Here is a 24,945-nt window from a genome sequence, read left to right on the forward strand (position 1 = left end):
CGCTGTCGCTAACGCACCCTACGCATCTTTTAAAAAATCAAGCCGGATTCCTATGTGGTTTTTCCAGAAGAAAAAACTCAATTTGATTAGGGTCGGAACTAGAAAGTTGAACGCCAACTATAACTCCAATACCAGTCATGATTTTGCGATCGCCCAATTGGTCAAATTCCACCTTACCAGTAGCACCTTCTACTGACAAATCACTCTTTAACTCCTTGTACAAACCAATTCGAGAAGGAGTATTTTTCAGCCCTTCAATTAATATTTTGGTTGCATCATAAGCAGTAGCAGTTCGCCAATTCACTTGTCCTTGCCAAATCTCCTGAGAATTTTGCTCAAAAGGCGACGGCGGTTCATTAGTGTTATTTCTATGCCAAGGAACAGCAATCACTAGTTTTTTGATGGCGTTAGTACCAACTGCTAGTAAGTTTGGTCCATACAGAGTATCTCCACCTAACTTCACCATTTGATTATCGATAAAAGCCTCTTTGGCGTGTTCTTCTAAGTAATCACGTGGGAGAGCTAGCACGATGAAATTTACTTTGTTTTTTACTTTGTTAATGCAAGTTGTTATCAGACGGTTCTGATCATCTAAATCACACTCATCAACAACTTGTCCCTGCTGCTGTTCAAATATCCTTTTAAATTCTCCTGTTAGAGACTTGCTGAAAGGGTTTTCTGTCTTTTTGATAATAGCTGCTGTGTTTTGACCTTGGGAAAAAATATAGTAAACTAGGTCAGAAGCTGCGGTGGAGTCTGTGGAAGCTATACGGAAAACGTAATTATTAAAAGGAAGCGCATAATCAGGCGAATCAGGACCAGACTTCCTCAGCACTGTACTTGTGGGAGAAATGATAACTAGTCTGTTGTCATTGAGTTTTGGATCTCCATAAATATCGCCAATAGGTGAGGTAATTTTGCTGCTATAGTGACCGATAACACCTAATATATTTTCCTGTTTTACCAGGGTTTCGGCTACATCTTTAGCTCTGTCTTTATCATTGAAATCATCGGCGATTTCAACTTGTAAAAGTCGCCCGTTAATTTTACTGCTTGGGTTATTGTCATCGTTAATGTAATTCTGAAAAAGAGCAACTCCACGGAGAATTTCTTCCGCAGGGCCTTGTAAAGGGTTATTACCATTCCCGTTGGAAATTGGCACAGCAACTGCAATACTGACGGGGTTATCAGTCAGAGCAGCTTTAGCATTATTGAGATAAATTAGTGCCTCTGGATCAAGAATGTTAGATTTACGCGCTTGTTCAAAGTGCTGAATAGCTTGTTTATAATCCTTGTTTTTAAATGCATCTGCTCCTTTGTTTTTCTCATCGTCATTTTTTCCAGGAATCAGAATTTCTTCTCCCCAACTTAAACGAATAATAGACTGGGGATAAGGTGGTGAAATATATCCTTTGATAAAGATAATTGCGGCGACAACTAACCCTCCGAACCCTACTAACCCTACTAACACTAGTAAGGAAGCTAGCTTTCTAGCAAAATCTGTATTTTTCCTTTGATTATTATTAACCATAGATTGTTACCCTCACTACACATTGGATGACAAATAGTTCAGACCCAGACTATACTTAGCTAAAAAATATTTTTCCTCATGACTTACCAGGCTTCACAGAAGCTAAATTTTTCTCTAGTCGAGGGGAAAATTTGCCTACTTTTGTTCCCAAGCGGAAGCACAAACAACAAGCCAACAAGCCAAATTTGGCTGTAAAATTCTACTGTTTCAGCCTTATTCGCTATCTCATGATACAGATTGACTGACTAATACTAAGATATACAATTCTGGTTAAAAACTAGGTTAACCCCACTACAATGAGATAGATAAACTGGGTTGATTAAATTTCTGATTTTTACCGTGGTGACATCGCCGGTGGAGGATAATGTGCGGTTTTATTGGATATCCCAGGAGGCCGTTACGAGGGTGTTAATTATTGGTGGGGAACCACCCCAAACACCGCCAAAGTATTATGTTATCTAGGTTTGGGAAGTTTTGTATCAACGTCATCGACACCACTCGCCAAATCGCACTCAACCCTATATTTTTCGTTGAGTGGTGTCGATTGCTTACACAGTAAGGATTTGAGGTATGTGTCTTGCTAAATTTCGCACAACATATATAATGTTTTTTAGAGTGGTGTCGATTTGCAGGCCCAAACCCTTACGGGGCTTGGGCTGCTAGACGAACTCCCCACCGATTGGGTTAATTCGGAATAATTGGAAACATTCAAGATCTTGACAATCCAACACAACAGTATATATCCCCACCGATTGGGTTAATTCGGAATAATTGGAAACGATAACAACTGTTAAGAAAAAACCAGCAATTTTAGTCCCCACCGATTGGGTTAATTCGGAATAATTGGAAACGCGAATAGCACGCTCGTTTGGGCTTTCGCCCTGTTTCCCCACCGATTGGGTTAATTCGGAATAATTGGAAACTTTATCTCTTATTGGGCTGGTAGCGAGGGCTAGACCCCACCGATTGGGTTAATTCGGAATAATTGGAAACCAAAACAACTGTGCATCCTATCAAACCACCGTAACAGAATCCCCACCGATTGGGTTAATTCGGAATAATTGGAAACACGACGGGAGTCGTAGGGACTACTAATCTCACTAGATGTGGCGACCCCACCGATTGGGTTAATTCGGAATAATTGGAAACCCTTTGCTATCACTAAAGATAGAAAAGCAAGATTCCGCTCTTTGCCCCACCGATTGGGTTAATTCGGAATAATTGGAAACATTTTTTAACAACAGAGCAACCAATGAAGTTACTCCTACCCCACCGATTGGGTTAATTCGGAATAATTGGAAACGATTTGAAAATCACTTTTAACATTCAGACTTACCCCCACCGATTGGGTTAATTCGGATTAGTTGGAAACGCAAAAATAAACCCTCCATTTTGAGGAGGGCTTTTTTATTAACAAAATTGAGGCGACAAATTACGCGACACTTAACTTTTGATATTTAGCGATATGATATTGAATATCATCCAAAAAAATGACCGAGTTATCCGCGCCGGGCAAGCCCCTAAATTTTATTTATGGGGGCTAGGCGCGGGCGATTTTAATCTCTACGAGACGCTGCGCGTTAAGCGTAGCTATGCCGCAGGCTTTATGCCGTCCCCATTCCTCAACAAGTACTGGCGCTAATTCCTCTGTTTGCAGCTTCATTTTTTAATGTTCTCCCAAGATGTTTGAGTTAAAAAATAGTCCTTTTGCCTTTTATTTCGTCGTGATAAACTGGTTGCTTTTTCATCCTTTTATCCCTTTTTTAGTTGTTATCATAATAACCAAATGCTATACTAGATAGAGATTAACAGATGCCAGGAGGTGATGCAAGAGTGTTGGTATTGGAATATAAAGCAGTTGTCAAAATAGCCACATCAAAAGCCATAGATGAAGCTATTCGTACAAGTCAATTTGTGCGAAATAAAGTGCTTAGATATTGGATGGATAATAGAGGCGTTAAGCCTTCGGCATTAAAATGCGGCAAAAAAGAACTATATCAGTACAACACTCAATTAAGAGCAGAATTTAAATTTGTTAATGATTTAAACAGTCATGCTTGTCAAGCATCAGTAGAAAATGTAGAACGTGCTATCAATAGATTTTTTGATAACTGCAAGAAAAACAAACCTGGAAAAAAGGGTTATCCCCGGTTCAAAAAACATAGCCGTTCAGTTGAATATAAGGTGTCTGGATGGAAGTTGCACCCAACAAAACGCCGTATAACTTTCACTGATAAAAAAGGTATTGGCGAACTCAAGCTATTAGGTAAATGGGATATTCATCAATACCCTGTTGAACTAATCAAACGGGTTAGGATTGTGCGTAGAGCGGATGGATACTATGTTCAATTCTGCGTCAAGATTGATAATCAACAGGAGGCACCACCAACTACATCAGAAATCGGAATTGATGTCGGACTGGAATATTTCTACTCTGATAGCAATGGTAATCATCAGGAGAATCCGCGATTTCTCCGCAAGGCAGAGAAAGATATTAAGCGGGTTCAACGTAACATTTACAAGAAGAAAAAAGGGTCATCTGGTAGAAGAAAAGCGCGTGGTATTTATGCTCGTAAACATTTAAAAGTAACAAGACAAAGGAATGAACACGCTCTTAGAATGGCGCGTAACTTAACCCTGGCTAACGCTAAGGTGGTCTTGGAAGATTTAAATATTTCCGGCTTGGTAAGAAACCACAAACTAGCCTTGAGCATTTCTGATGCTTCTTGGTACAACTTCCGTCAGTGGCTCGAATACTTTGGTGCAAAATTTGGACGGGAAATTATTGCCGTTCCTCCCCACTTCACAAGCCAGGAATGTTCTAATTGTGGTGCTAGAGTGCAAAAATCTTTAAGCACCCGTACCCATTCGTGCCCACACTGCGGATATGTTGAACAACGTGATGTGAATGCTGCCAAAGTAATTTTAAGGAGCCAGTGCCGTGGGCGGGTTTCCCGACTTGAGGCAACTGGCGTTCGTGCAAACGCTACCGGAGGGCATCCGGGAAGTAACGCCAGTAGAGATGTGCCCTCTACTTCTGTTGGTCGCAGGACCTGCAAAAGCAAGGAACGTCAGTGACGCTGGAATCCCCCGCATTTATGCGTGGGGAGTGTCAAAAGCCCGCAACTCGGCTTTACTCATTGCCTTAAAATTCGGTTTGGTCATAGTTCGTAAGCATTGGTGGCTTCAAAATCTATGATTTGGTCACATACAAAACTTGCCATATTCCAGCGCTTTCACTCCAAAACTTTCACTGATTTGATGCCTTGGCTGCATTTCTGAACTAGCACCCACTTTTTAGCTTCTGGCTCTAAGGCAGGTATGATGCGGAAATTAAAAATATCTGCCCAAGTTTCTACCCCGTGATTATTGGCAAATTCTAATTCAAGCTCTTTGAAGCGCAACCAATTGCGATCGCTAATAGCCGTAAAAACTGGAATAACTGTGCCTAGTGGTATTAGAGTTGCTGTTTCAGTCATCTGTGTAATCCTCAAAAATATAGGACTTACGCACTGTACAAATAAATCATGATATGCTGTCACCAAAATAGGTCATTTCCAGCTTTGATGAATAATTGCTTGATGGTAAATATAGCGGTTCTCAATTGAATGCAATACAAAATTATATTGTCGCGTGTAGTAGCACAGCACTGCCGTGCCCTTACGAGTGTATTGGACTCAACCGAGAACCGCTATAGATCCGCGCTTTTGGGGTTTAGCAGTGCTAAACCCCTACGACAGATGTAATTTTCCTGAAAAACATATTTAGTAGTTTTTGTCAATGCGTAAGTCCTAAAGTTATTTCTTTGGGTGCGATTACTCAGGGTAAAAGAGCGATCGCCCTTACCTCTACCTTCCCCGCTTTTAATAGCTGATTGATTACCTCAATAGTTAATTTCATGAGCTAAATCTGAGCTAAATCTGAGCTAAAATTATTCTGCGATTGCGGCTGATATCAGGTAATTACAGACAATAATATTACAGTAAATCGTGTAGCAAGAGCGGACTTAAAATTAAAAAACCGCCACAGGGGCGGCTTTTGGGATATGGGCAGTACCAGACTCGAACTGATGACATCCTGCTTGTAAGGCAGGCGCTCTACCAACTGAGCTAACCGCCCGTTTGTTTCACTATCTAACTATAGCAAAATATTTCCTATCGCGCTAGTATTTTTGAGAAAATATTTTTGAGCAAGAGGGACTGGGGATTGGGGACTGGGGATTGGGGACACTTCGGCAAGCTCAGTGCATCGCTGGGGATTGGGGACGGGGAAAATTACTTCCTCATTTTCCTAACTCTTAACTCTTAACTCTTAACTCTTAACTCTTAACTCTTAACTCTTAACTCCTCACTCCTCACTCAGGACTGTATAATGCCCTCTGGTCAGACGCACGATCGCATTACTATGTATGCTCTACCGTTGGTGACTGGTGTCACTTTCTGGCAGACTCGCAGTGGGAATCTGACTTTGTTGGTTGCTGGTGGGTTTATCTTTGGGGGGCTGATGTTCGGCCCGGATTTGGATATTTACTCTGTGCAATTCCAACGCTGGGGCTTTTTGCGCTGGATTTGGTTACCTTATCAAAAAAGTCTCAGACATCGTTCTTTTTTATCCCACGGTCCGATTATTGGCACAACTCTGCGGGTGGTTTATCTTACCTGTATTTTGGCAATTTTGGTAATTATATTGCTGGTGATTGGTGAAAAGTTGGGTAATTTTGCTTTAAATTGGCAGAATATGGGGAATAATGTGGGGCGATCGCTCATGGTTTACAACAGTGAATTTCTCGCCCTATTCTTGGGATTGGAACTCGGTGCGATGAGTCATTCTCTGAGTGATTGGGGGGGTTCGGCTTACAAGCGGTTCAAAAAGCAGGGTATTCAGGGGTTACTACCTCGTGAGAAAATCAAGAAACGTAAAGTTACGGGGCGTCGTCGAACTGTGGGGACGAAGACGGTAAGAAAAAGAAATGACTAAAAATCAGACTTTAGCGGCGTTACAAGAGTTAATTGATATAGTGGCAAAATTGCGATCGCCTGATGGTGGTTGTCCTTGGGATTTGGCGCAAACGTCCCAAACGTTGACGCCCTATGTGATTGAGGAAGCTTATGAGGTGGTGGATGCAATTAAGAGTGGGGATAAAAAGGCGATCGCGGAAGAACTCGGCGATTTATTATTACAGGTGGTTCTACAAGCCCAAATTGCTGGTGAATCTGGGGATTTTTCTTTGCAGGAAGTAGTTGAGGGGATTTCTCAAAAGTTGATTCGCCGTCATCCCCATGTATTTGGTGATGTTTCGGTGGCTAGTGTGGATGAGGTACGGCAAAATTGGGAACAAATCAAAGCTGCTGAAAAAGGGGAAGCACCGCCCGATGCTCAAAATCTCAGCACGAAACTCAGCCGTTATCGGCGTACCCTCCCCCCCTTAACAGCGGCGATGAAAATTTCTCAAAAGGCTGCAGATGTGGGGTTTGAGTGGGAAAATATTGCTGGTGTGTGGGACAAGTTTCACGAGGAATTAGGGGAATTTCAACAGGCTTTAGCTGAAGAAAGTCCAGAAGCCCAACAAGCAGAATTAGGGGATTTACTGTTTGCGACAATTCAGCTAGCCCGTTGGTATCACCTCGACCCTAGCGCCGGTTTACAAGGTACAAATGAGCGATTTATCCAGAGATTACAAAAAATGGAAGCTGTTACAGATCGTCCCCTTTCAGATTATAGTTTAGAGGAGTTAGAAAATCTCTGGCAACAGGCAAAAGCCCAAATTGCTCAAGAAAATACTGATTACTAAAGCTTTTCCCTCTACCAACAGGCTATTTGCTGCTTTAATTCGTCAATGTCCAAATAATCGTTGATAAAAGCTTTGCGTAAAAGAGGGTAAGGAATAAATTGATCAAATTTGTGGATTTCCGGTGCTTCTGTTTCACTAACTAAATATTCTGGTGTAATTCTTTCTGTAGACAAAGCCAGAATTTCTTGTTTAAGGGATGATAATTTATCCTTACCTAATTTTAGGGTCAAATAATAAGGATTAACACCACCAATACTTTTGATTTCCAAAGATTCTCGACAGCAGGAGTTAAGGAACCTTTCTAAGGTGCGGTAGGCGATTGTACCCATCCAAGGAAAGATACAGCATTTATCTTTTGCTAATGGTACTATATTTTGTTTATCTAATCCAGAATTTTGCACTAATTCCCGAACTGTTTGTAAACGGTGCCAAGCATTTTCTTGTAAGTAAGTATATTCTACATCTTCTAGCAAAACCTGCCGCATTCTTTGCAAAATTCTTGTATGAATAATCCCACCGCTACCCCGCCAATAAATAGTAGCTTTTGCTTCTACTTGCTTCACAGAAATTAACTTTTTTTTGAATTCTATTTCTAAAACTTCCCAGGTTCTCCCAGCTAAAGAAAATTGATGACCAATAGAAAATGGCATAGGGATAGTGCCAATTTCCGTTGTACCTTGCTTAACAACATACCCTTGACTATCAGCAAATACAGCATAAAACTGAAATTTTCTGACTACCCTCTCCCCAGTCAACCCCAAAATCAATTTATCTTGTTCAGTTTTTTGAATATGATCAATATCAATTAAATAACGCAATAATAGCAGTAAATCTGCTTGAGCAATAGCTGCAAAGGGCGGTAAATTTAAAATTTGTTTAGCCAAGGTAGCAGGTGATATTTCGCCTGTTGCTGCTAAAATACTCATGGTTTGATGATACAGCAAACTCAAAGGATATTTAATCGGCTTAATGGGTTCAATCCAACGCTCTTCTAAATAAAGTTGGATAATGGCGATACACTGCAATAATTGCCAAGGAATTTGCTCTGGTAAAGATGCTTCTAGTGAGGGTTTCTCTTCAGCACAAACAAAGCGCATATCAGCCGCTTCGCCTCTTCTACCGGTGCGTCCCAATCTTTGTAAAAAGCTGGCTACAGACAAGGGAGATTCTAACTGAATAACTCTTTCTAAATAACCAATATCTATACCTAATTCTAGAGTAAGTGTGGCAGCGGTAACTGCAGGATTGTGAGGTTCGCGCATCGCATTTTCTGCTGCTTGTCGCAAGCTAGGAGATATACTACCGTGATGCACATGATAGATATCTGGTAGTGATTCTTCTGTCGCAATTTGTCTTAAAGAAGCAATTACAGATTCTGTTTCGGTGCGATTATTTGCAAAAATGAGACATTTACGAGATTTGCTGAGGTTAAAAATATATTTGTCGTAGGCTGTTATCTCTGACTCATCATCCTGATGATAAAAATGTTCTACAGCCAGTTTAATTTGACGTTTTCCTGCTACAATTTTAGGAGTAATTACTGGGTTTTCAGTTCCCGAACGTAACCAATCTTCCGCCATTGAGTAATCACCAAGAGTAGCTGATAAACCAATACGGCGGGGTTGTTTTGGTGTCAATTGTGCCAAACGCTGCAATTGACAAATAATTTGATAACCCCTTTCTGAACCCATGAAAGCGTGAATTTCATCAATGATGACAAATCGCAAATCACCAAATAGGCGAACCAGGTCATTATTTTTGTTAATTAACAAACTTTCTAGAGATTCTGGCGTAATTTGGAGAATACCTTTAGGGTTCTTAAAGAGCTTATTTTTATGACTTTGAGAGACATCACCATGCAAATGCCAAACTGGTATATTCGCTGCTTTTAACAAGTCGTTAAGGCGTTCAAATTGGTCATTAATTAAAGCTTTAATCGGACCTATATATAATGCACCAATACTAGCGGCTGGGTTTTGATATAATAGAGTTATAACTGGTAAAAACGCCGCTTCTGTCTTCCCCGAAGCTGTACCCGCAGCCACAAGTAAATGAGCATTTGTGTCAAAAATAACTTCACAAGCAGCGATTTGAACTGGGCGTAATTCAGTCCAATTTTGATGATAAATATATTCTTGAATAAATGGTGCAAGTCTACTGAAGGTATCGCTCATATTTTATTAATTAAACGTTTGTAGTAGCGCTTTAGCGCCTTAAGTGAATTTTTACGCTTCTTTACCGCTACTACAAGCATGAAAGTAGGTTAATTTTTGATTTTCATATTTCAATCAACCAGAAAGCGCTATAAATTTTGACGGTTCATCACAAATTAAATTCTGCAGCATCATCGTCATCCACACCTACAGCTTTACCAACAGCAGTGGGTTTAAAATTAGTACCATGAATCAATTGACTAAAAGAAATTTTTGGGTTTTGTAGCAGGATATTCAACACACTAATAAAATCCCGCACAATCTCGCCTGGTGTCAACAATGCTTCTGCACCTAAGCGATTAACAATTTCTTGGACAAATTCTTGCAACTCACGATTTGTCAAAGCCTTTTCATAACCAAAATTAACTGCATGAATTTCAGTTAAACGTTGTAAAAGTGTGAGAATTTCTTCTTGACTCAAGGGGTTGAGGCGGATAACTGGCCCCAAATATTCCTGAACTCCATTCTGTGCAACAAAACGGCTTTCTTTTGTCCGTCTTCGCCAAGCTTGGTCTGCAAATAGTCCCCGATTTGGATCTTCTAAAAACTTGGTTGTACCACCAATAATAATACCAAGATGTTCAGCTTTGCACTGCATGGTGTCGTTAAACATTGTTAGCAGTCTGTTATAGTTCTTTTCTCGTGTAACTGTAGTGGATATTTGGTATAGATTTACAGCTTCATCAACTAAAATTAACAATCCTTTATAACCAATTTCAGCCACAAACTTAGCTAATAGCTTGATATAATCGTACCAGCTATCATCATCAATAATTACGCGCACTCCCAAAGCAGCCTTGGCTTCAGTTTTAGTGTTAAATTCTCCCCGCAACCAGCGCATTGCAGCATTTTTTAAATCATCATCATCCAATCGGTAGCCACGCCAATAAGCGATAATGACGCTACCAAAATCAAATCCATGAACCAAGTCTTCTATATACTGAACTACTTCTCTGATTTTGGCTTCAACTTGGTCATCAAAACCATCATCATGAGGGCGCATTTCAGTTTCTTTGGCTACTTCTTGTTGAATTTTATTAATCCAGCCTTCCAAAATTGAGACTAAAGCACCACCATCAGGACGAGTTTTTGTAGACAAGCGGCTCATCAATTCTCGATAGGTTGCTAAACCTTCATGATTGCTTCCTGCTAGTCGGCGTTCCGAGGATAAATCAGCATCAGCTACTACAAAACCTTGCTCTAAAGCACGGTTACGAAGCAGTTGCAGCATGAAGCTTTTTCCCGAACCATAGTTACCAATTATAAAACGAAAAGCTGCTACACCTTCTGCAATGTCATCGAGATTTTGTAAGAGGCTTTTTAGTTCTGGTTCTCGACCAACTGCTATATGTTCAACTCCTATTCTTGGTACTACTCCCGCACCCAGGGAATTGATTAAAGCAGTGGAGATTTTTTTCAACATTTTCAGCTTTACCATGTAATTCACCTCACTTGATTTTCAATGCAGAGGCGCAGCCAGTAAGTAAGGCAAATGCCATACATATCAATAATCTTACAACGGCAAGCATACTTTAATTAATTTGATGAAGTTTGTCTAGTCATCAGGTCTTGATATAAGTCCATCATTTTTCTGAGATTGGTTTTATGCTCGTCATAAATTTCTGGAGTTTCCGCCCCAGGATTGATTATCAGTTCACCTAAACTGTGATTGGCACGTTCATTTATAGAATCGATTAAGAGATTTGGCATTGTGATGTTAGCTTCGGCAATTTGTTTAATGACAGCTTTGGGATTTTCTTGCTCTACTATAGCTTTTAAAACTTGAATTTCATATCCTGGTAATTGCTCCAAAAAATTAGTCCATTCTTCGGGTAGATTTGCCGATATCTCAGCTTGAGAATCTGTAGTTTCTAAGCTATCAAGCAATTCTGAGAATGGAAACAATTCTAGCTCATCATCCTGTTCGTGGTCAGGCGCAGATTCTGGATTGAATGTTTCTATTTGTTGGAGTAATTCCCAAACTTGGCTTTGTAACAAGTCACGTTCTTCTTGTAATAATGAAATTTGCCCTTGTAGCTGCTCTAGTTCAGCTTTTTGTTCTACCACTTGGTTTTGCAAAGACTTGAGGAGGGATTCTAGATTTTCTCTTTCGTCTGTTGTGTTTCTCAGTAATTTATTTTGCTGAGTTACCTCCATTTCTAAATCTTGTAATTGCATTCGTAATTCGTACATTTTTTCCTCAATTTGGGGTTTGATTCTGGCTAGCAAGGTTAAATTGCTTTCAATATCGTGTTTTTCTTGTAAAAGTTCGCAAATTTGAGTTTGCAACTGATTAATTTCCGCACGAGATGAATTAAAATTCAATTCTAGACGACGTTTTTCTGCTGTCAGCATAGACAAAGAATTATTCAAGTCTGATTGATTTTTTTCTAAACTATTAAATTCAGTTTTTAGGCTACTAATTTCCGATTCTAATTGTTTTTTTTGTCCAGCAAAATTGCCTAAATCTCGATGGAGAATATCCCTTTGCTTACGGCATTCTGCTACTTGGTTTTGCAGCTGCTGTGACTCTGCATATAATAAACTACGATGTTCTTCTATTTGTGTAACCTCTCTGACAATTCGAGATTTCAGTCCTTCAAGTTCTTTGATGCGCTTGTGCAGCGAACCTAATACAAACATTTCCGACTTTTTGCGGCGTTTATCTACACAGAACGCTGCTGCATAGGTCGCTATTAAAGTAATGATACCTGTAAAGAAGGCTTTAGAAAAATCCCAGTTTGGGACGAGACTAAGACCAAAGCTTACACTAAAGGCAACTATTCCTAGAAAAACTCGATTGCTTAGGATTGCTGATTGCATATTACTTGTTTTTTGTCTAGCCAAGTTGTCAGAATCAGTACTTTTGATGATCATTTACCCTCACAGTTGTCATTTATCATTTGTGATTTGTCATTAGATGTATTGTTAGTTATACCAAAAAGTGACAAATCAGCTTTCAAGAAATCAATAAACTGTCGCGCTGTGCGTCCAGAACGACCATTATGGCGAGTAGCCCACTGTAAGGCTTGATATTCCAACTTTTCTTGTCCAATATTAATTTCAAATTGTGTCGCTAGATGCTTGACAATTTTTAAATAAGTTTTCTGATCTGCCCCCTCAAAGGTTAAGGTTAAACCAAAGCGATCGCTAAATGAAAGCTTCTCTTGCATGGTATCCCAAACATTGATTTCTTCTTGATCTTTGGGAGCAGGTCTATCGGCAAAAAACTCTCGAATCAAGTGGCGACGATTAGAAGTAGCATACACAACTACGTTTTGAGGACGGGCTGTTACATTGCCTTCTAAAACTACTTTCAATGATTTAAATGCATCATCATCTTCTTCAAAAGAAAGGTCATCGACAAAAATAATAAATTTTTGTGGCACTCCCCGCAAGTGTTCCACAATTTTTGGTAAATTTTGTAACTCTGATTTTGCTACTTCCAGCAAGCGGAGATTACGGTCGCTATACTCATTTAATAAAGCTTTGACTAAAGAAGATTTCCCGGAACCGCGACTACCATACAGTAATACATGCAGTGCTGTTTCTCCTGACAATAAAAACTCGGTATTTTTTAACAAAGCATCCCGCTGTGACTCGTAACCTACCAGTGCATTCAGTTGAATTGGATCGGGATAGCGAATACCAACAAATTGTCCAGCTTCCCAGCGTAAAGCGCGATATTCTGCAAATAAACCAGTGCCGAATTTCTCATAATCAGCTGCTAAATCTTCGACACCATCAGCCCAATTTTCTAACTGTTGTAAAGAGGTAATAAATTTTGTCTCTACCCCTACCTCATCCGCCTCCCTATACCACACAACTGGTGACATGGGTAGATGGGCTGCAGCTTGTACCCACTCGCTCAAAGTTGCGCTACTACATTCATATAAACTCTGCAACACTTGTAAATCATGTTGTGCAGCGGCGACTAAAGCTGGGGGAATTTTCCCAAATTTTCCCTGTTGAGCGAGCTTGCTAAAGGGATTCTCGGAAATGAGAATTTGAGTAATCAGGTAGTCCTCCCAATTTTGATGTCGCAAAGCCAAGGCGTGAAAGTAAATGCCGTAGGCTTGGAGGCAACCTAGTGCATCGGCATCAGTGTAACGTATGGCTTGTAACAGGTCAAGAAATGCGATCCCCACTTCGCTTTTGAGGACTGATTGATAAAGTAAAAGTGACGCTGCTTGGCGCTGGAGGAATTGAACCTTGGCATAGGATGAAGTACTTCCCGTAGACATTGCTTGATTATCCATCAATTAATTGGATGATGTAGCTAAGTAGCTATGGTAAATTGTCTGCCGACCCTGGCTGCAAAATCAAAATCTACATAGGTTTTAACAATGAATTTAGGTATAATTGCTGCTATTCTATACGGCGTATTAGCGTTGCTCGGTGGCATCATAGGCTACATCCAAGCTGGTAGTAAAGTTTCGCTTCTAAGTGGTGCTATAAGTGGTTTATTGTTAATTTTGGCTGCTTTTATTCAATTACAAGGACAAAACTGGGGTTTGATTGTAGCAGCTTTTGTTACTGCCAGTTTAGTAGTTTTCTTTGCCTTAAGACTAGCTAAAACACGCAAGTTCATGCCTGCGGGATTGATGACTATTTTGGGTATGCTGGCCTTGACTGTGATGATAAATCAACTTATATCCGGCACTTAGTCGCCCATAAAGTGTGCTGTGTGCTGTGTGCTGAGTTAAAAGACCGATCATCAGGGATGCTGATCAACTTTCTCTCCCTATCTTAAGTAATTGTATTTAGTACATTTATATTACCGTAGAGATAATGTTTGTGAAGTCCGTAGTTAATTTCTGAAACATGTATTATAATTATCAATGCTTAACTACTATTACTCCCTATTTGTAAAGATGCTTGCTGATTGTACCCCTTGCTTGCGGGAAGACTACAGGGAATAGACTCAAGAGCAATATTATTGATAATTGGTATAAAAACTGACGTATTTTTTTTTGAATCCTGTAACAATTGAACTAATCAAACCTTTTACAGGCAACATTTTTATCATCCAAAATGGTATGATGCCCACTCTACCCCCTACTAGGCATTAGCTCAAGGGATACAATACTGACCCTAAGATCCGAAACCAACCTGGGTTCGGAACCAAGAGTCATCTTTTGTTTTCGTCCAAAAATCTAGCTTCTACGTAGTCTGTCTCCGGAAGGCTGGGTTATTTAGCAACAAATCTTACAACAAATCGTAATATTTCGGTATCATATGATTAAAATTTAACAAAATAAAATAAAGTATACCCAGCTAAAACATCCGGTTTTCCTGGGTTTGTGATGATAAATAAAAATAATACTGCTTGAATGTCATTTTTCGCCTATCGATAATTCTCCGAGATTCTACTCTACCCTAAAGGATACGGCAAGCAGAGCAAAGGGCGTCGGCGCTGTGTAGATGATGAAAGTAAAGTGATGAATCATACATTTTCCGACTCATCACCACAGAGGCAAACAACCTTAATCGAGCAATCAATGCTTAGTATCAAACAACCACCACCACCGAAGTGTTGTTGCTTGTTATTGATTGCATCAAAAATGTGTTCTAAGTCTCAAAAGCAGTAAAAAATTTTAACTCAATTGTTGTGCTGCGATGGGACTCAAAATGTTGCATCAACTACAAAAATTTATTTTCATTGAATTTGTTGATAGTTGACTGTTAACTGATGATTGTTAGATTTTTATTTCATAGTCCCTAAGTACTTTGTCACAGTCAGGTTGTAGCATCATGAAAATTATGATTTTTTTTTATTACCCCCAACCCTGGAAAAATCGTTAGAGCAAAAGACACAAACCCTGGCATCTAAATATATCTACGTAACTCTGCTGAGGAGTGTAAACATTTGTCGGTGTAATCAAGCAGATTTTAAAAAAATAGTAAAGTGCAGATTGCCATTTTGGCAGGTTTTTCTCTGATAGATGAGGTATTAGTAGATTGTACCGATAGTTATTGATATTCGCACATCTAGTTGCTATCTACCGAAAAGTGCTAGAGCTAGGCTAGTCCTGACATAGGTGATTCTGTCCGCAATTTCACGTACTAGGAAATTATAATACATGGTATTATCACTGTCTTCTCACAACGTTATCCAGTATCTGCAGGAAGCAGGTCTGTGTAGCTCAGAAGATGGAGCATCAGACGACTCTGAGTTGCCAGACAGTAGCAAAAATCTGAATTTACTGGTAAATCTGGCAGATAATCGCAAACTGCTGGTTAAACAAGAACGTAGCAATAATCATGATGGAACGCCCCATGAATTTTTCAATGAGTGGCTATTTCACCAATTGCTGCAGCAGTTTCCGGTGATAGGGAATATTTCTGCGATCGCATCATTAGTGCTACATTTTGACGAGGAAAATTCTATCCTTGTCCGGAACTACTTAAATGATTATCAGGATCTGGGAAATTTTTACCAAACTAAGGATATTTTTCCCGAAGAAATTGCGATCGCTATTGGCACGACTTTAGCAGGACTACACCGTGCTACCTTCAACCGTAAGGAATATCGTGATTTTATGGCCACCGCCCCCCAAGGACAGTTTCGCTATAATTTCTACAATCCAGCCCAAGGGATCGGGACAATTAGCCCTGAGATTTTTGCTATGGTTCCCTCCCAAGCGCTGAAATTCTATGTTCTTTATCAGCGTTATGAAAGTTTAGAATCAGCAATTGCAGATTTGGCATACGAATGGAAGCCTTGCTGCTTGACACACAACGACCTGAAATTGAACAACATTTTGGTTCATTCCAGGTGGGAGCAGCTAGACAATTGCCTAGTAAGACTGATTGACTGGGAAGCATGTTCTTGGGGAGATCCAGCCTTTGATTTGGGTACTTTAGTCGCCAGCTACTTAGGAATTTGGCTATCGAGCCTGGTAGTAGACCCGACTATTGAGTTGGAAGAATCTCTGCGCCTGGCGGTAACACCGCTAGAGGTTCTTCAACCTTCAATACTGGCTTTGATTCGCTCTTATCTCAACGCTTTTCCCATGATTCTGGAGTACCGTCCTGATTTTATTTTGCGCGTTATTCAGTTTGCAGGTCTGGCACTGATTCATCAAATTCAGGAGACGATAAACTGCCGCAAATACTTTGATAATGCCGACATTTGTATGCTACAAGTGGCCAAAAATCTCCTGACGATGCCAGAGCAAGCTGTGTTGACAGTTTTCGGCATCTCGGAGTCAGAAATTGTCAAACCTGTGGCTAAAGTTCATCAACTCCCGCAACCAGCAAGGGAGAAACAATTAGTCCGGCTTTATTACGAAAAAACCCGCCTGCGCGGTTGTTAATTCCCGAAATTTGTCATTTGTTAGTTGTCCTTTGTCAAATGATAAAGGACTAATGACTGATGACCAATGACCAATGAATAATGACAAATCTATTCTATTTGTAAGAAATAAATGCTAAATTCTACTGCGAATGCGAATCACCCCCTGAATACTCTGTTTGACATTGCCAGCAATATCCAGATTGAGTCAAACTTTAGGATTCACCATCCCAATTATCAACCCTTTGCCCTGCCGACAAAAATAGCAGACAGATTTCAGCAAAACTCGACAGATCTACAACACAAATATCTGACCCTACTGCTGCGAAATTTCCTCTACGGTATCTATTACAATGGCTCCCTGCAAAACATTTTGGCTGTCAATGGTGAAGCCGCTAATTGTTCACCACACCAAAATTTAGAAAACAATTCCACCTTGGGGATGGATGGGGAATTTTACGAACGACTGCACAATTGTAATCATGGCACCGGCTATTATGACCCTAGTTGGGAAGTGTTGCGGCGCGAACCTGATGGTAGTATGGCGGTGTTCAAAGGCGGTTTGACATTATATATTGAGCCTGAGTGCCATCTCAAACCTACTTCTAAATTTGCCACAGTTGGCGAGTTGGTATCTATCTGGATGCCGAAAAATCGACTGCAAAATGGTTGTTATGTCGCAGTTAGCAACTCTGGACAGGAACGACTAGGTAATCCAGATGCTGATTTGGGAACGGGTCGAATCTATTGTAATGTCAGCCCATTTGGTGCGATCGCTCTCATGGATAGTCTGACACTAGACCTCAACGCTGCAGCTATTCCCTTTAGCTTTCAGGTTCTCTACAATCCCTCTGGATACGGACGTTACGACTCAGGGGTACTTTATTTTGAGCGTCACAACTATCCAGAAATTCGCAACATTCTTCAGGCTGCGTATGCAGAACATGAATCCCATTTCCATCCCGAAATCCCCTTGTTTACCAAGTTTTTGGCGCCAGGGTTGGGTTTAGCTGAAGAACCAACGCGCAAATTTGCTCCACAGGAAAGTTTTGGTATGAACCGTTGCCAAATTGTCGCTAATGCGATGTTAGAAGCTTGGCAAAAAGGTAAAAATGCCCTCGATGATCGGATGAACGCTATCAACCAACATTTTACACAGCATTTAATTGATTTGCAGCGTCCCTACCTCAATCCTAGCTCTGAGGATATATATTATCCCCTAAACTAATAATTTTTGCCCGTGCGGTAATATTATTTGGTATGGCAGGTTTATAACCTGCTTTTTTGTTTGGGAATTTTGAATTTCAAATTGTGAATGATCAAAGATGTCTTTTACTTATAATCGTACCATTCGCTTTCCAGATACTGATGCTGCTGGCGTAGTTTATTTTGCTAATATTTTAAGTATTTGTCACGAGGCTTATGAAGCATCTCTAGGCGCATCAGGTATTAATCTCAAAGTTTTTTTTAGTAATCAATCTGTGGCTTTTCCTATTGTTCATGCTAGTGTAGATTTCTTTCGCCCGATGTTTTGTGCAGACAAGTTGCTTATTAGCTTGAATCCCCACAAACTAGGTGTTGATAAGTTTGAAATTACTTATGAGATTTCTGTAGCTGAGGTGGTTGTTACTAAGGCAATTACCCGCCATGTTTGTATTGATATGAATAGTAGAATTAAGCAGGAATTGACTGAGGAGATTATTCACTGGTTGGACACAAACCGCAGAGAGACGGAGGAAGCAGAGAGAAGAAAGTCCAGAGAGGAAATTATTTGAATCAAGGGTCAAGTAGGGGAGGGGCGCAAGGCCTTGCGCCCCTACTAGTACTCTGTCAAGATAAAAATGATGGACTGTAGTGCGGGCATCTTGCCCGCGTGAGCGAGACGCTCACACTACCAAAAATCCCTCAAAACAAAATTGACAGACTACTAGTTGCGGTTTTGATTCGGGACTTAAAAAAACGTAGTCTACAGCATGAATCCTACACCCAACAGTAAGCAACTCCAAAAATGGACGGCGACGGCGATAAATTTACAATTATTAACTTTGTCGGGCTGGTGATGATTTTCTTGCACATGGCGGCATAATTTGAAGGCAAAGGGTAAACTTACCCAACTTAGCAGCGTCCAAAGGGGGAAAGTGCCTAATAGCACAAACACCAAGGTGAGGGGATAAATACTCGCGGTAAACCAAGTCAGGATTTGGGCTGCTTTTTCGGTTCCTAGTCGGACAATGGGCGATCGCTTACCTGCGGCTATGTCATCGTTAACTTGGTGAAAGTGTGAGCAAAACAAAATTAAACTAGTGACTATGCCGACGATCACTGAAGCTGCTAAACTCGTGATTGACCAAGTTTGGCTTTGGCTATAGTATGCAGCCCCCACTGCCAACGGACCAAAGGCAAAAAAGCAAAGAATCTCGCCTAATCCCTGGTATCCTAAACGAAACGGAGGCCCTTGGTATGTATAGCCCAAACCACAGCAAAGTATAATTATCCCGATGACAGTTAGGTCTTGTTGCCAAATTGCGATCGCTACTATTCCTAGCAAACCCAAAGCTAAACACAAATTTCCTAACCAAAATATTAATGATTTTTTACCAGTTAAGTTCACCAGAGAATGGTGTTTATTTTTATCAATGCCTGTTTCGGAATCAAACACATCATTACTGATATTTTCCCACGCCAAAATTAAAATTGCAGAGGCTAAAAAAGTATAAAATACTGCTGCATTAAAGATTTTGGTTTCCCCAAATGCTACTGCTGTCCCTATCCAAATGGGCATAATGGCAACGCTGTACATCGGCGGTTTAATCGCTGCCATCCATAACTTCTGTTTGGGATACAAAATCTGCTTGGTAGTCATCAGTTGTGATTGGTTAAATTGTTGGCATCTTAGTTATAAGTTAAATTTTATTATTTTCAGAGACACCAAATACAGGTGATAGACAAAAAATTGTTGATTTTGCCGTGGCTACTTAATCTGCTCGTGGTAATATTCATCTTGATATTGCAGGACAAAACTGGGCATGGCTTGTCAGAATTTTGGAACACCAAAAACAAGACAAACCATACTCTGGTGAAATGGCGACTGAATATGCTACCTGTAGAAATACGACCATATTTAATTACACTTTAGGAAGATAACTTAAAAAAAATTTACTATTACTAGATCCATGACAGTTTCTCAATGTCGGACTAACTCCTTTGCAGAACACAAAGACCTCTACCAATTTTTATCAACGGTTCAGGAAAATTGCCTCCAAAATAATAGCAGGCAAATTGTGAGTATTTCCCTGGAGATTGACTTGGTAGACCCCTTAGTGGTATTAGATAAACTTGGTCAAGCAAATGAAATAAATTTTTACTTTGAGAACAAGAGCAAAGGGGAGGCGATCGCAGCCATTGATGCTATAGCCGAATTACACATTGATGGCACAGAGCGTTTTAGTAAAGCTGAATATTTTATCAAAAATTGTCTAAAAAATATCATTAATTTTGGCAACGTCAATCAACCTTTTTCAGGGGCGCACTTTTTTTGTTACTTCAGCTTTTTTGACCAAAATAGCCAAGCAGATTACCCATTTTCCTCAGCTACTATTTTTCTACCACGTTGGCAAATAGCAGTGAAAAATAAGCGGTGTATATTAGTCGCAAATACAATTATCAATGCTAGCGCCAATATTCCCAGAATATTGCAAACCTTGCGGAGCAAAATCGAAATTATCAATTCCTTCGATTATTCTGGGAAGCTTGAATTTTTTCCGGCAAATGCCCGCAAGAAATCAGTAAAAAATGCTACGCATTTTCAAAATTCAGTATTATCAGTTTTAGAAAAAATCCAGTCTGGTCATTTAAGTAAAGTTGTTCTTGCAGATGCATTAGATGTTATCTCAAGCAATAATTTTAACTTATTTAAATCCTTAAATAATCTCCGACAAATACATCCTAATTGTTATATTTTTTCAACGAGTAATGGCAAAGGGCAGAACTTTATTGGCGCCAGTCCAGAACGCCTAATTAGTATTCACCAGCAACAGTTAATCACTGACGCTTTAGCTGGTTCCGCGCCAAGAGGTAAAACACCTACTGAAGATGCAGCCAATGCAAATCGCTTACTAAATAATGAAAAAGAAAGACACGAACATTCACTAGTAATTGACTTCATTACTAAACGCCTCATCCAACTCGGTTTATTACCCCAGTTACTACCACCACGCCTGCGACAATTATCTAATATTCAACATTTATGGACACCAATCAACGCCATAGTACCTGCTAACGTCCACCCCTTACAGATTGTCGCTCAATTGCATCCTACACCAGCTGTTGCCGGTGCAACCAGAGATGTCGCCTGTGGAGAAATTCGGCGTTACGAAAAATTTGAGAGGGGTTTATATGCTGCACCCTTGGGTTGGGTAGACTCTGAAGGTAACTGTGAATTTATTGTGGGAATTCGTTCAGCATTGATCAATGGCGATCGCGCCAGATTGTATGCTGGTGCTGGTATCGTCGCCGGTTCCGATCCTGAAAAAGAATTTGCCGAAGTACAACTTAAACTGCAGGCGTTGTTGAAAGCATTAGTTTAATCATAATTAACCGCCGATATAGACAGGTAATGTCGTCCATTGGCGGTTAAAAAACTCTAAATTCTCAAGGCTTTGGTGTAAAATTATTTTACTCCCAGAAATCAAATTTTCAGATCACCTCTGTTTAGCAAGCTTATAATAGCTAGTACCCTTTGAAAAGATTAATTAATTGGTATTAGCTTAAATCTGGTCGCCAACCGCAATAATTAGGACACTTTTGTAGATACAAGAGCATATGTTCCACTTGGGATTTTAAATTTTTAATTTCCTGTGAGTATTATGTAAACTGAGTTCGATCTAAGCCTCTAACGGGTGTAAAGAGCGCCGGTTAGGGGCTTACGTCGAACTCAGGATATAAGTGTTGAGTATTTTTTTAAACTTACTCACGACTCAGGACTGAGTATAGTCAAATCTTCTAGATTTATAACTAAATTATGACAAATTTCATCCACAGGTAAATCATTTGGATCACTACCAAAAGGGTCTTCTATCTGATTACCGATTTCTTCAATACCAAGCAAAATAAAACTAATTAAACCGACAATTGGCGCAGTCCACAAATTCAAATCATGGACAAGTTGCAAAGGCAAAACAAAGCAATATATTAATAATAATCGCTTCAAATAAATTGCATAAGCTATCGGCATAGGTGTATTCAAAATACGTTCGCAACCTATCAAAGCCTCTACCATATTATCTAGAGAGTTATTCATTATCACAAATTCATCCATACTCAGGCGATTTTCAACCTGCTGCTGTTTGAGATAATCACCAATCCATAAAATAATCTTTAAAGAAGGATTTTTCACCTCTTGGAGTTGTAAATATTGGGATTGGGTAAGTAAAACTTCTAGTTCGTTGTTGACAGGTAAGTGACGAAGTTGTAATTTAGTCGCAATGGCAAAAGCAGCCAATAGCTTGAATATAGCCGCTTTTTTTTCTTTATTTAAAGCTGTATCTGTCAAAACTCCTAACTGAATCTTTCGCCCTAAATTCAGACTATTGATAACTATACCGCCCCAAGTTTTCCGCCCTTCCCAATACCTGTCATAAGCAGTATTTGTCCGAAATACTACTAATAAACCTAAGACAAGATTGTAGGCAACATTGGTAATTACACTACCAAAAATATCCTCTGGTAGCGCATAGCCATAGTAGTGAATTAGGGAAATCACAAAACCCAATCCACTACATAACAAAACTCGTGGAAAAATAGTAGGGACTACCGAACCTTTTAATTGGAAAGCCATGCGAAACCAACTAACTGTGTCTACAGTCATGCTACCTACCCACATTTATTTGCAAGAATACACCAACAAATCCGGTGCAATTCTAGCGTCTTTAGAACGGATGATGTGAGATTGTTTTACACCAAATCTCGGTGAATAAAAGACTTTGCATTCGCCCCAGTGTAGGTAGCGACAATTTGACCATCACCAATCATTTGATATTTATATGTTACCAATCCTTCTAAACCAACCGGTCCACGAGGAGGCATTTGTTGAGTACTAATGCCTACTTCAGCCCCGAAACCGTAGCGGAAACCGTCAGCAAAGCGAGTTGAACAATTGTGGTAAACTCCCGCTGCGTTCACCAGTCCGAGGAAAGTTTCAGCTACTGCTAAATCCTCAGTAACTATCGCCTCTGTATGACGAGAACCATAATCTGTAATATGGGCGATCGCCTCTTCTAAAGAATCGACAATTTTAATCGCCAAAATCAAATCACTGTATTCGGTTTCCCAGTCTGCATCTGTGGCACTGGCGATATTAGGTAAAATTTCTAGGGTGCGTTTATCTCCTCTTAATTCCACATTAACAGCTTGCAACGCTTCAGCAACTCTAGGTAAAAACTCACAAGCAATTGACTGATGAACCAATAAAGTTTCAATCGCATTGCACGCAGCAGGATATTGAATTTTCGCATCTACTGTAATGGTAACAGCTTTCTCAATATCAGCAGCTATATCTATATATATATGACAAATTCCATCTGCATGACCTAATACTGGAATCCGGGTATGATTCTGAACAAACCGCACAAAAGAATTAGAACCTCTGGGAATAATTAAATCCACATATTTATCTAACTGCAACAGTTCTACAATTTCTTCCCTAGTAGTGAGTAATTGTACCGCGTCGGGGTTAACAGCAGTCCCAGATAAACCCTGCTTAATCGCCTTGACTATGGCTTCGCAAGAACGTACAGCTTCCTTACCACCCTTGAGGATAACGCCATTACCAGACTTGATAGCGAGAGAAACAATTTGCATCGTTGCTTCTGGACGCGCTTCAAAAATAATCCCCAAAACGCCTAAAGGACAAGTAATGCGTTTGAGGATTAAGTTGGTATCGATTTCCCGGTGAATTTGCACTTGACCGACGGGATCGGCTAACTTCCCCACATCTGTAATCCCCGCGATCGCATCTCTTAATTTATGTTCATCCAACTGCAAGCGCTTATATAGTGCTTTAGTAATCCCATCAGTCGCAGCAGCTTGACAATCAGCAATATTTGCTAGCAAAATTTCATCCTTAGCTGATTCTAAAGCTAGAGCGATCGCTTCAATAGCGTGGTTTTTTGCCTCAGTCGAGAGAACCGCCAGATGACTGGCCGCTTGGCGGGTTTTTTGGGCGATCGCAATTAGGGGAGAAGTCGTTTGGGCAATTGTCATAGCAAACAAGAATTTACTTTTCCCCCATCCTATCAACCTTTGACCAATGACCAATGACAAATGACGACCAAAGCCAGTACGGTTCAATAGCCGACCTACATAAAAACATGCACACAGATGAATTATCTGTGTGCATCTATAATTCCAAATTACCACTATACTATATCGAATTAACCGTGCCGCACTCGGCGTTCAAATTCCTCACGGGTGGTTTCAACTATATCCACAGCAGACTCATAGATCCCATAGTGTTCCTGTTTCAGCCAAGTTAAGATGCGAGAAAGCTGGGCATTTCTTAAATCTAGGTCAGTCTGAAAAATAATCGAAGCTGCAATCACTTGAGCATATTGAGGCGGATGACCTTGCTGAACAAAACTAGCCGTTAGGCCATTTAGGGCTTGCTGGCGGATTGGATCAGAAGTCGCTTCTATAGACATGATTTATGAACACTGATAATTGTTGAAATTATCCTATTTCATTTTGGCAAGCCTTTTGCATCCGTACCATTACGTAATTGCAGATAGTAGTCCAACAAATATTTTTTATTCAAATTAACCCTAAAGTTATACAAATCAAACACAAGAAAAATGTTTATATACAACTTAAACTAAAAACTATTTCAACACATACAATTAACACTAAATACGTATACATTGTGTTGTTTATCTTAGAATTCATTTATATTTGTTTACAGCTTTTGTTTGTTAATCTCTTTACAGGGAGCAATGCGATTTTGTGGGATGAGTCCAAAAATGATTTGGTTAAATCTAGATTTGCATGTATGTTTTTTTTCATAAAGGCTGGAACTCCCAATCGCCAAAAATATTGTTACTTGGGAATCCTACCTTTTTTA

At 39.9% G+C, this 24,945-nt stretch carries 20 protein-coding genes, 1 tRNA gene and 1 CRISPR repeat array; of the genes, 9 read left to right on the forward strand and 12 right to left on the reverse strand.

Features of this window, described 5'->3' with window-relative positions; translation table 11 throughout:
* Positions 1-37 precede the first annotated feature (37 nt).
* Positions 38-1,531, reverse strand: coding sequence for an ABC transporter substrate-binding protein (locus HEQ19_10535; protein WYL99891.1), 1,494 nt, complete (start codon positions 1,529-1,531; stop codon positions 38-40).
* A 670-nt stretch (positions 1,532-2,201) separates the two neighbouring features.
* Positions 2,202-2,903: a CRISPR direct-repeat array (repeat unit 36 nt; unit sequence CCCCACCGATTGGGTTAATTCGGAATAATTGGAAAC).
* A 168-nt stretch (positions 2,904-3,071) separates the two neighbouring features.
* Positions 3,072-3,194 carry a hypothetical protein gene (locus tag HEQ19_30865; protein ID WZI67172.1) on the reverse strand — a complete coding sequence of 41 codons (123 nt, stop codon included), beginning with the start codon at positions 3,192-3,194 and terminating at the stop codon, positions 3,072-3,074.
* 170 nt (positions 3,195-3,364) lie between these two features.
* Between HEQ19_30865 and HEQ19_10540 the strand changes: the two genes are divergently transcribed.
* On the forward strand, positions 3,365-4,609 hold the full coding sequence (locus tag HEQ19_10540) for a transposase (GenBank protein WYM03344.1): 1,245 nt from the start codon (positions 3,365-3,367) through the stop codon (positions 4,607-4,609).
* Positions 4,610-4,767: 158 nt separating this feature from the next.
* Here HEQ19_10540 and HEQ19_10545 read toward each other — a convergent pair whose 3' ends face one another.
* Positions 4,768-5,010 carry a hypothetical protein gene (locus HEQ19_10545; protein WYL99892.1) on the reverse strand — a complete coding sequence of 81 codons (243 nt, stop codon included), beginning with the start codon at positions 5,008-5,010 and terminating at the stop codon, positions 4,768-4,770.
* A gap of 567 nt (positions 5,011-5,577) precedes the next feature.
* A tRNA-Val gene (locus tag HEQ19_10550) sits at positions 5,578-5,650 on the reverse strand.
* 66 nt (positions 5,651-5,716) lie between these two features.
* On the opposite strand from HEQ19_10550, the gene HEQ19_30870 reads away from it, so the two are divergent.
* The 3 genes from HEQ19_30870 to mazG all read left to right on the forward strand — a co-directional run bounded on the left by HEQ19_30870 (position 5,717) and on the right by mazG (position 7,322).
* Entirely contained in the window at positions 5,717-5,839 is a 123-nt protein-coding gene (locus HEQ19_30870) for a hypothetical protein (protein ID WZI67173.1), read from the forward strand.
* Between the two features lie 63 nt (positions 5,840-5,902).
* Positions 5,903-6,508, forward strand: coding sequence for a metal-binding protein (locus tag HEQ19_10555; GenBank protein WYL99893.1), 606 nt, complete (start codon positions 5,903-5,905; stop codon positions 6,506-6,508).
* Positions 6,501-7,322: a nucleoside triphosphate pyrophosphohydrolase gene (gene mazG, locus HEQ19_10560; protein WYL99894.1), complete on the forward strand. Its 822-nt coding sequence runs from the start codon at positions 6,501-6,503 to the stop codon at positions 7,320-7,322. The genes HEQ19_10555 and mazG overlap by 8 nt, the downstream gene beginning before the upstream one ends.
* An 11-nt stretch (positions 7,323-7,333) precedes the next feature.
* Here mazG and HEQ19_10565 read toward each other — a convergent pair whose 3' ends face one another.
* From HEQ19_10565 to HEQ19_10580, 4 genes are all read right to left on the reverse strand, one after another.
* Positions 7,334-9,496: a DEAD/DEAH box helicase gene (locus tag HEQ19_10565; protein WYL99895.1), complete on the reverse strand. Its 2,163-nt coding sequence runs from the start codon at positions 9,494-9,496 to the stop codon at positions 7,334-7,336.
* Between the two features lie 148 nt (positions 9,497-9,644).
* On the reverse strand, positions 9,645-10,973 hold the full coding sequence (locus HEQ19_10570; GenBank protein WYL99896.1) for an ATP-binding protein: 1,329 nt from the start codon (positions 10,971-10,973) through the stop codon (positions 9,645-9,647).
* Positions 10,974-11,071: 98 nt separating this feature from the next.
* Entirely contained in the window at positions 11,072-12,358 is a 1,287-nt protein-coding gene (locus HEQ19_10575; GenBank protein ID WYL99897.1) for a tellurite resistance TerB C-terminal domain-containing protein, read from the reverse strand.
* A gap of 50 nt (positions 12,359-12,408) precedes the next feature.
* Positions 12,409-13,794 (reverse strand): ATP-binding protein, encoded by a 1,386-nt coding sequence (locus HEQ19_10580; GenBank protein ID WYL99898.1) that lies wholly within the window; start codon positions 13,792-13,794, stop codon positions 12,409-12,411.
* Positions 13,795-13,881: 87 nt separating this feature from the next.
* Between HEQ19_10580 and HEQ19_10585 the strand changes: the two genes are divergently transcribed.
* The 4 genes from HEQ19_10585 to HEQ19_10600 all read left to right on the forward strand — a co-directional run bounded on the left by HEQ19_10585 (position 13,882) and on the right by HEQ19_10600 (position 18,607).
* A complete protein-coding gene (locus HEQ19_10585) occupies positions 13,882-14,202 on the forward strand; it encodes a TMEM14 family protein (GenBank protein ID WYL99899.1) in 321 nt (106 codons plus the stop codon).
* Positions 14,203-15,618: 1,416 nt separating this feature from the next.
* Positions 15,619-16,854, forward strand: a complete 1,236-nt coding sequence (locus HEQ19_10590) for a phosphotransferase (GenBank protein WYL99900.1) — start codon at positions 15,619-15,621, stop codon at positions 16,852-16,854.
* A gap of 111 nt (positions 16,855-16,965) precedes the next feature.
* A complete protein-coding gene (locus HEQ19_10595) occupies positions 16,966-18,060 on the forward strand; it encodes a T3SS effector HopA1 family protein (GenBank protein ID WYL99901.1) in 1,095 nt (364 codons plus the stop codon).
* A gap of 97 nt (positions 18,061-18,157) precedes the next feature.
* The gene (locus HEQ19_10600; GenBank protein ID WYL99902.1) at positions 18,158-18,607 is read left to right on the forward strand and encodes a thioesterase family protein; all 450 of its coding nucleotides are present in this window, start codon (positions 18,158-18,160) and stop codon (positions 18,605-18,607) included.
* A 191-nt stretch (positions 18,608-18,798) separates the two neighbouring features.
* Here HEQ19_10600 and menA read toward each other — a convergent pair whose 3' ends face one another.
* Positions 18,799-19,695 (reverse strand): 2-carboxy-1,4-naphthoquinone phytyltransferase, encoded by an 897-nt coding sequence (gene menA, locus HEQ19_10605; GenBank protein WYL99903.1) that lies wholly within the window; start codon positions 19,693-19,695, stop codon positions 18,799-18,801.
* Between the two features lie 310 nt (positions 19,696-20,005).
* Here menA and HEQ19_10610 point away from each other — a divergent pair, with 310 nt between their 5' ends.
* Positions 20,006-21,418, forward strand: a complete 1,413-nt coding sequence (locus tag HEQ19_10610; protein WYL99904.1) for an isochorismate synthase — start codon at positions 20,006-20,008, stop codon at positions 21,416-21,418.
* Positions 21,419-21,801: 383 nt separating this feature from the next.
* Here HEQ19_10610 and HEQ19_10615 read toward each other — a convergent pair whose 3' ends face one another.
* The 3 genes from HEQ19_10615 to HEQ19_10625 form a co-directional block, all read right to left on the reverse strand.
* Positions 21,802-22,698 (reverse strand): bestrophin family ion channel, encoded by an 897-nt coding sequence (locus tag HEQ19_10615; GenBank protein WYL99905.1) that lies wholly within the window; start codon positions 22,696-22,698, stop codon positions 21,802-21,804.
* An 86-nt stretch (positions 22,699-22,784) separates the two neighbouring features.
* The gene (locus HEQ19_10620) at positions 22,785-24,092 is read right to left on the reverse strand and encodes a glutamate-5-semialdehyde dehydrogenase (protein ID WYM03345.1); all 1,308 of its coding nucleotides are present in this window, start codon (positions 24,090-24,092) and stop codon (positions 22,785-22,787) included.
* A 170-nt stretch (positions 24,093-24,262) separates the two neighbouring features.
* Complete coding sequence (locus tag HEQ19_10625; protein WYL99906.1) at positions 24,263-24,529, reverse strand: hypothetical protein; 267 nt, start codon at positions 24,527-24,529, stop codon at positions 24,263-24,265.
* Positions 24,530-24,945: the final 416 nt, after the last annotated feature.

The organism is Gloeotrichia echinulata CP02 (genome assembly GCA_038087035.1).
Lineage (GTDB): Bacteria > Cyanobacteriota > Cyanobacteriia > Cyanobacteriales > Nostocaceae > Gloeotrichia > Gloeotrichia echinulata.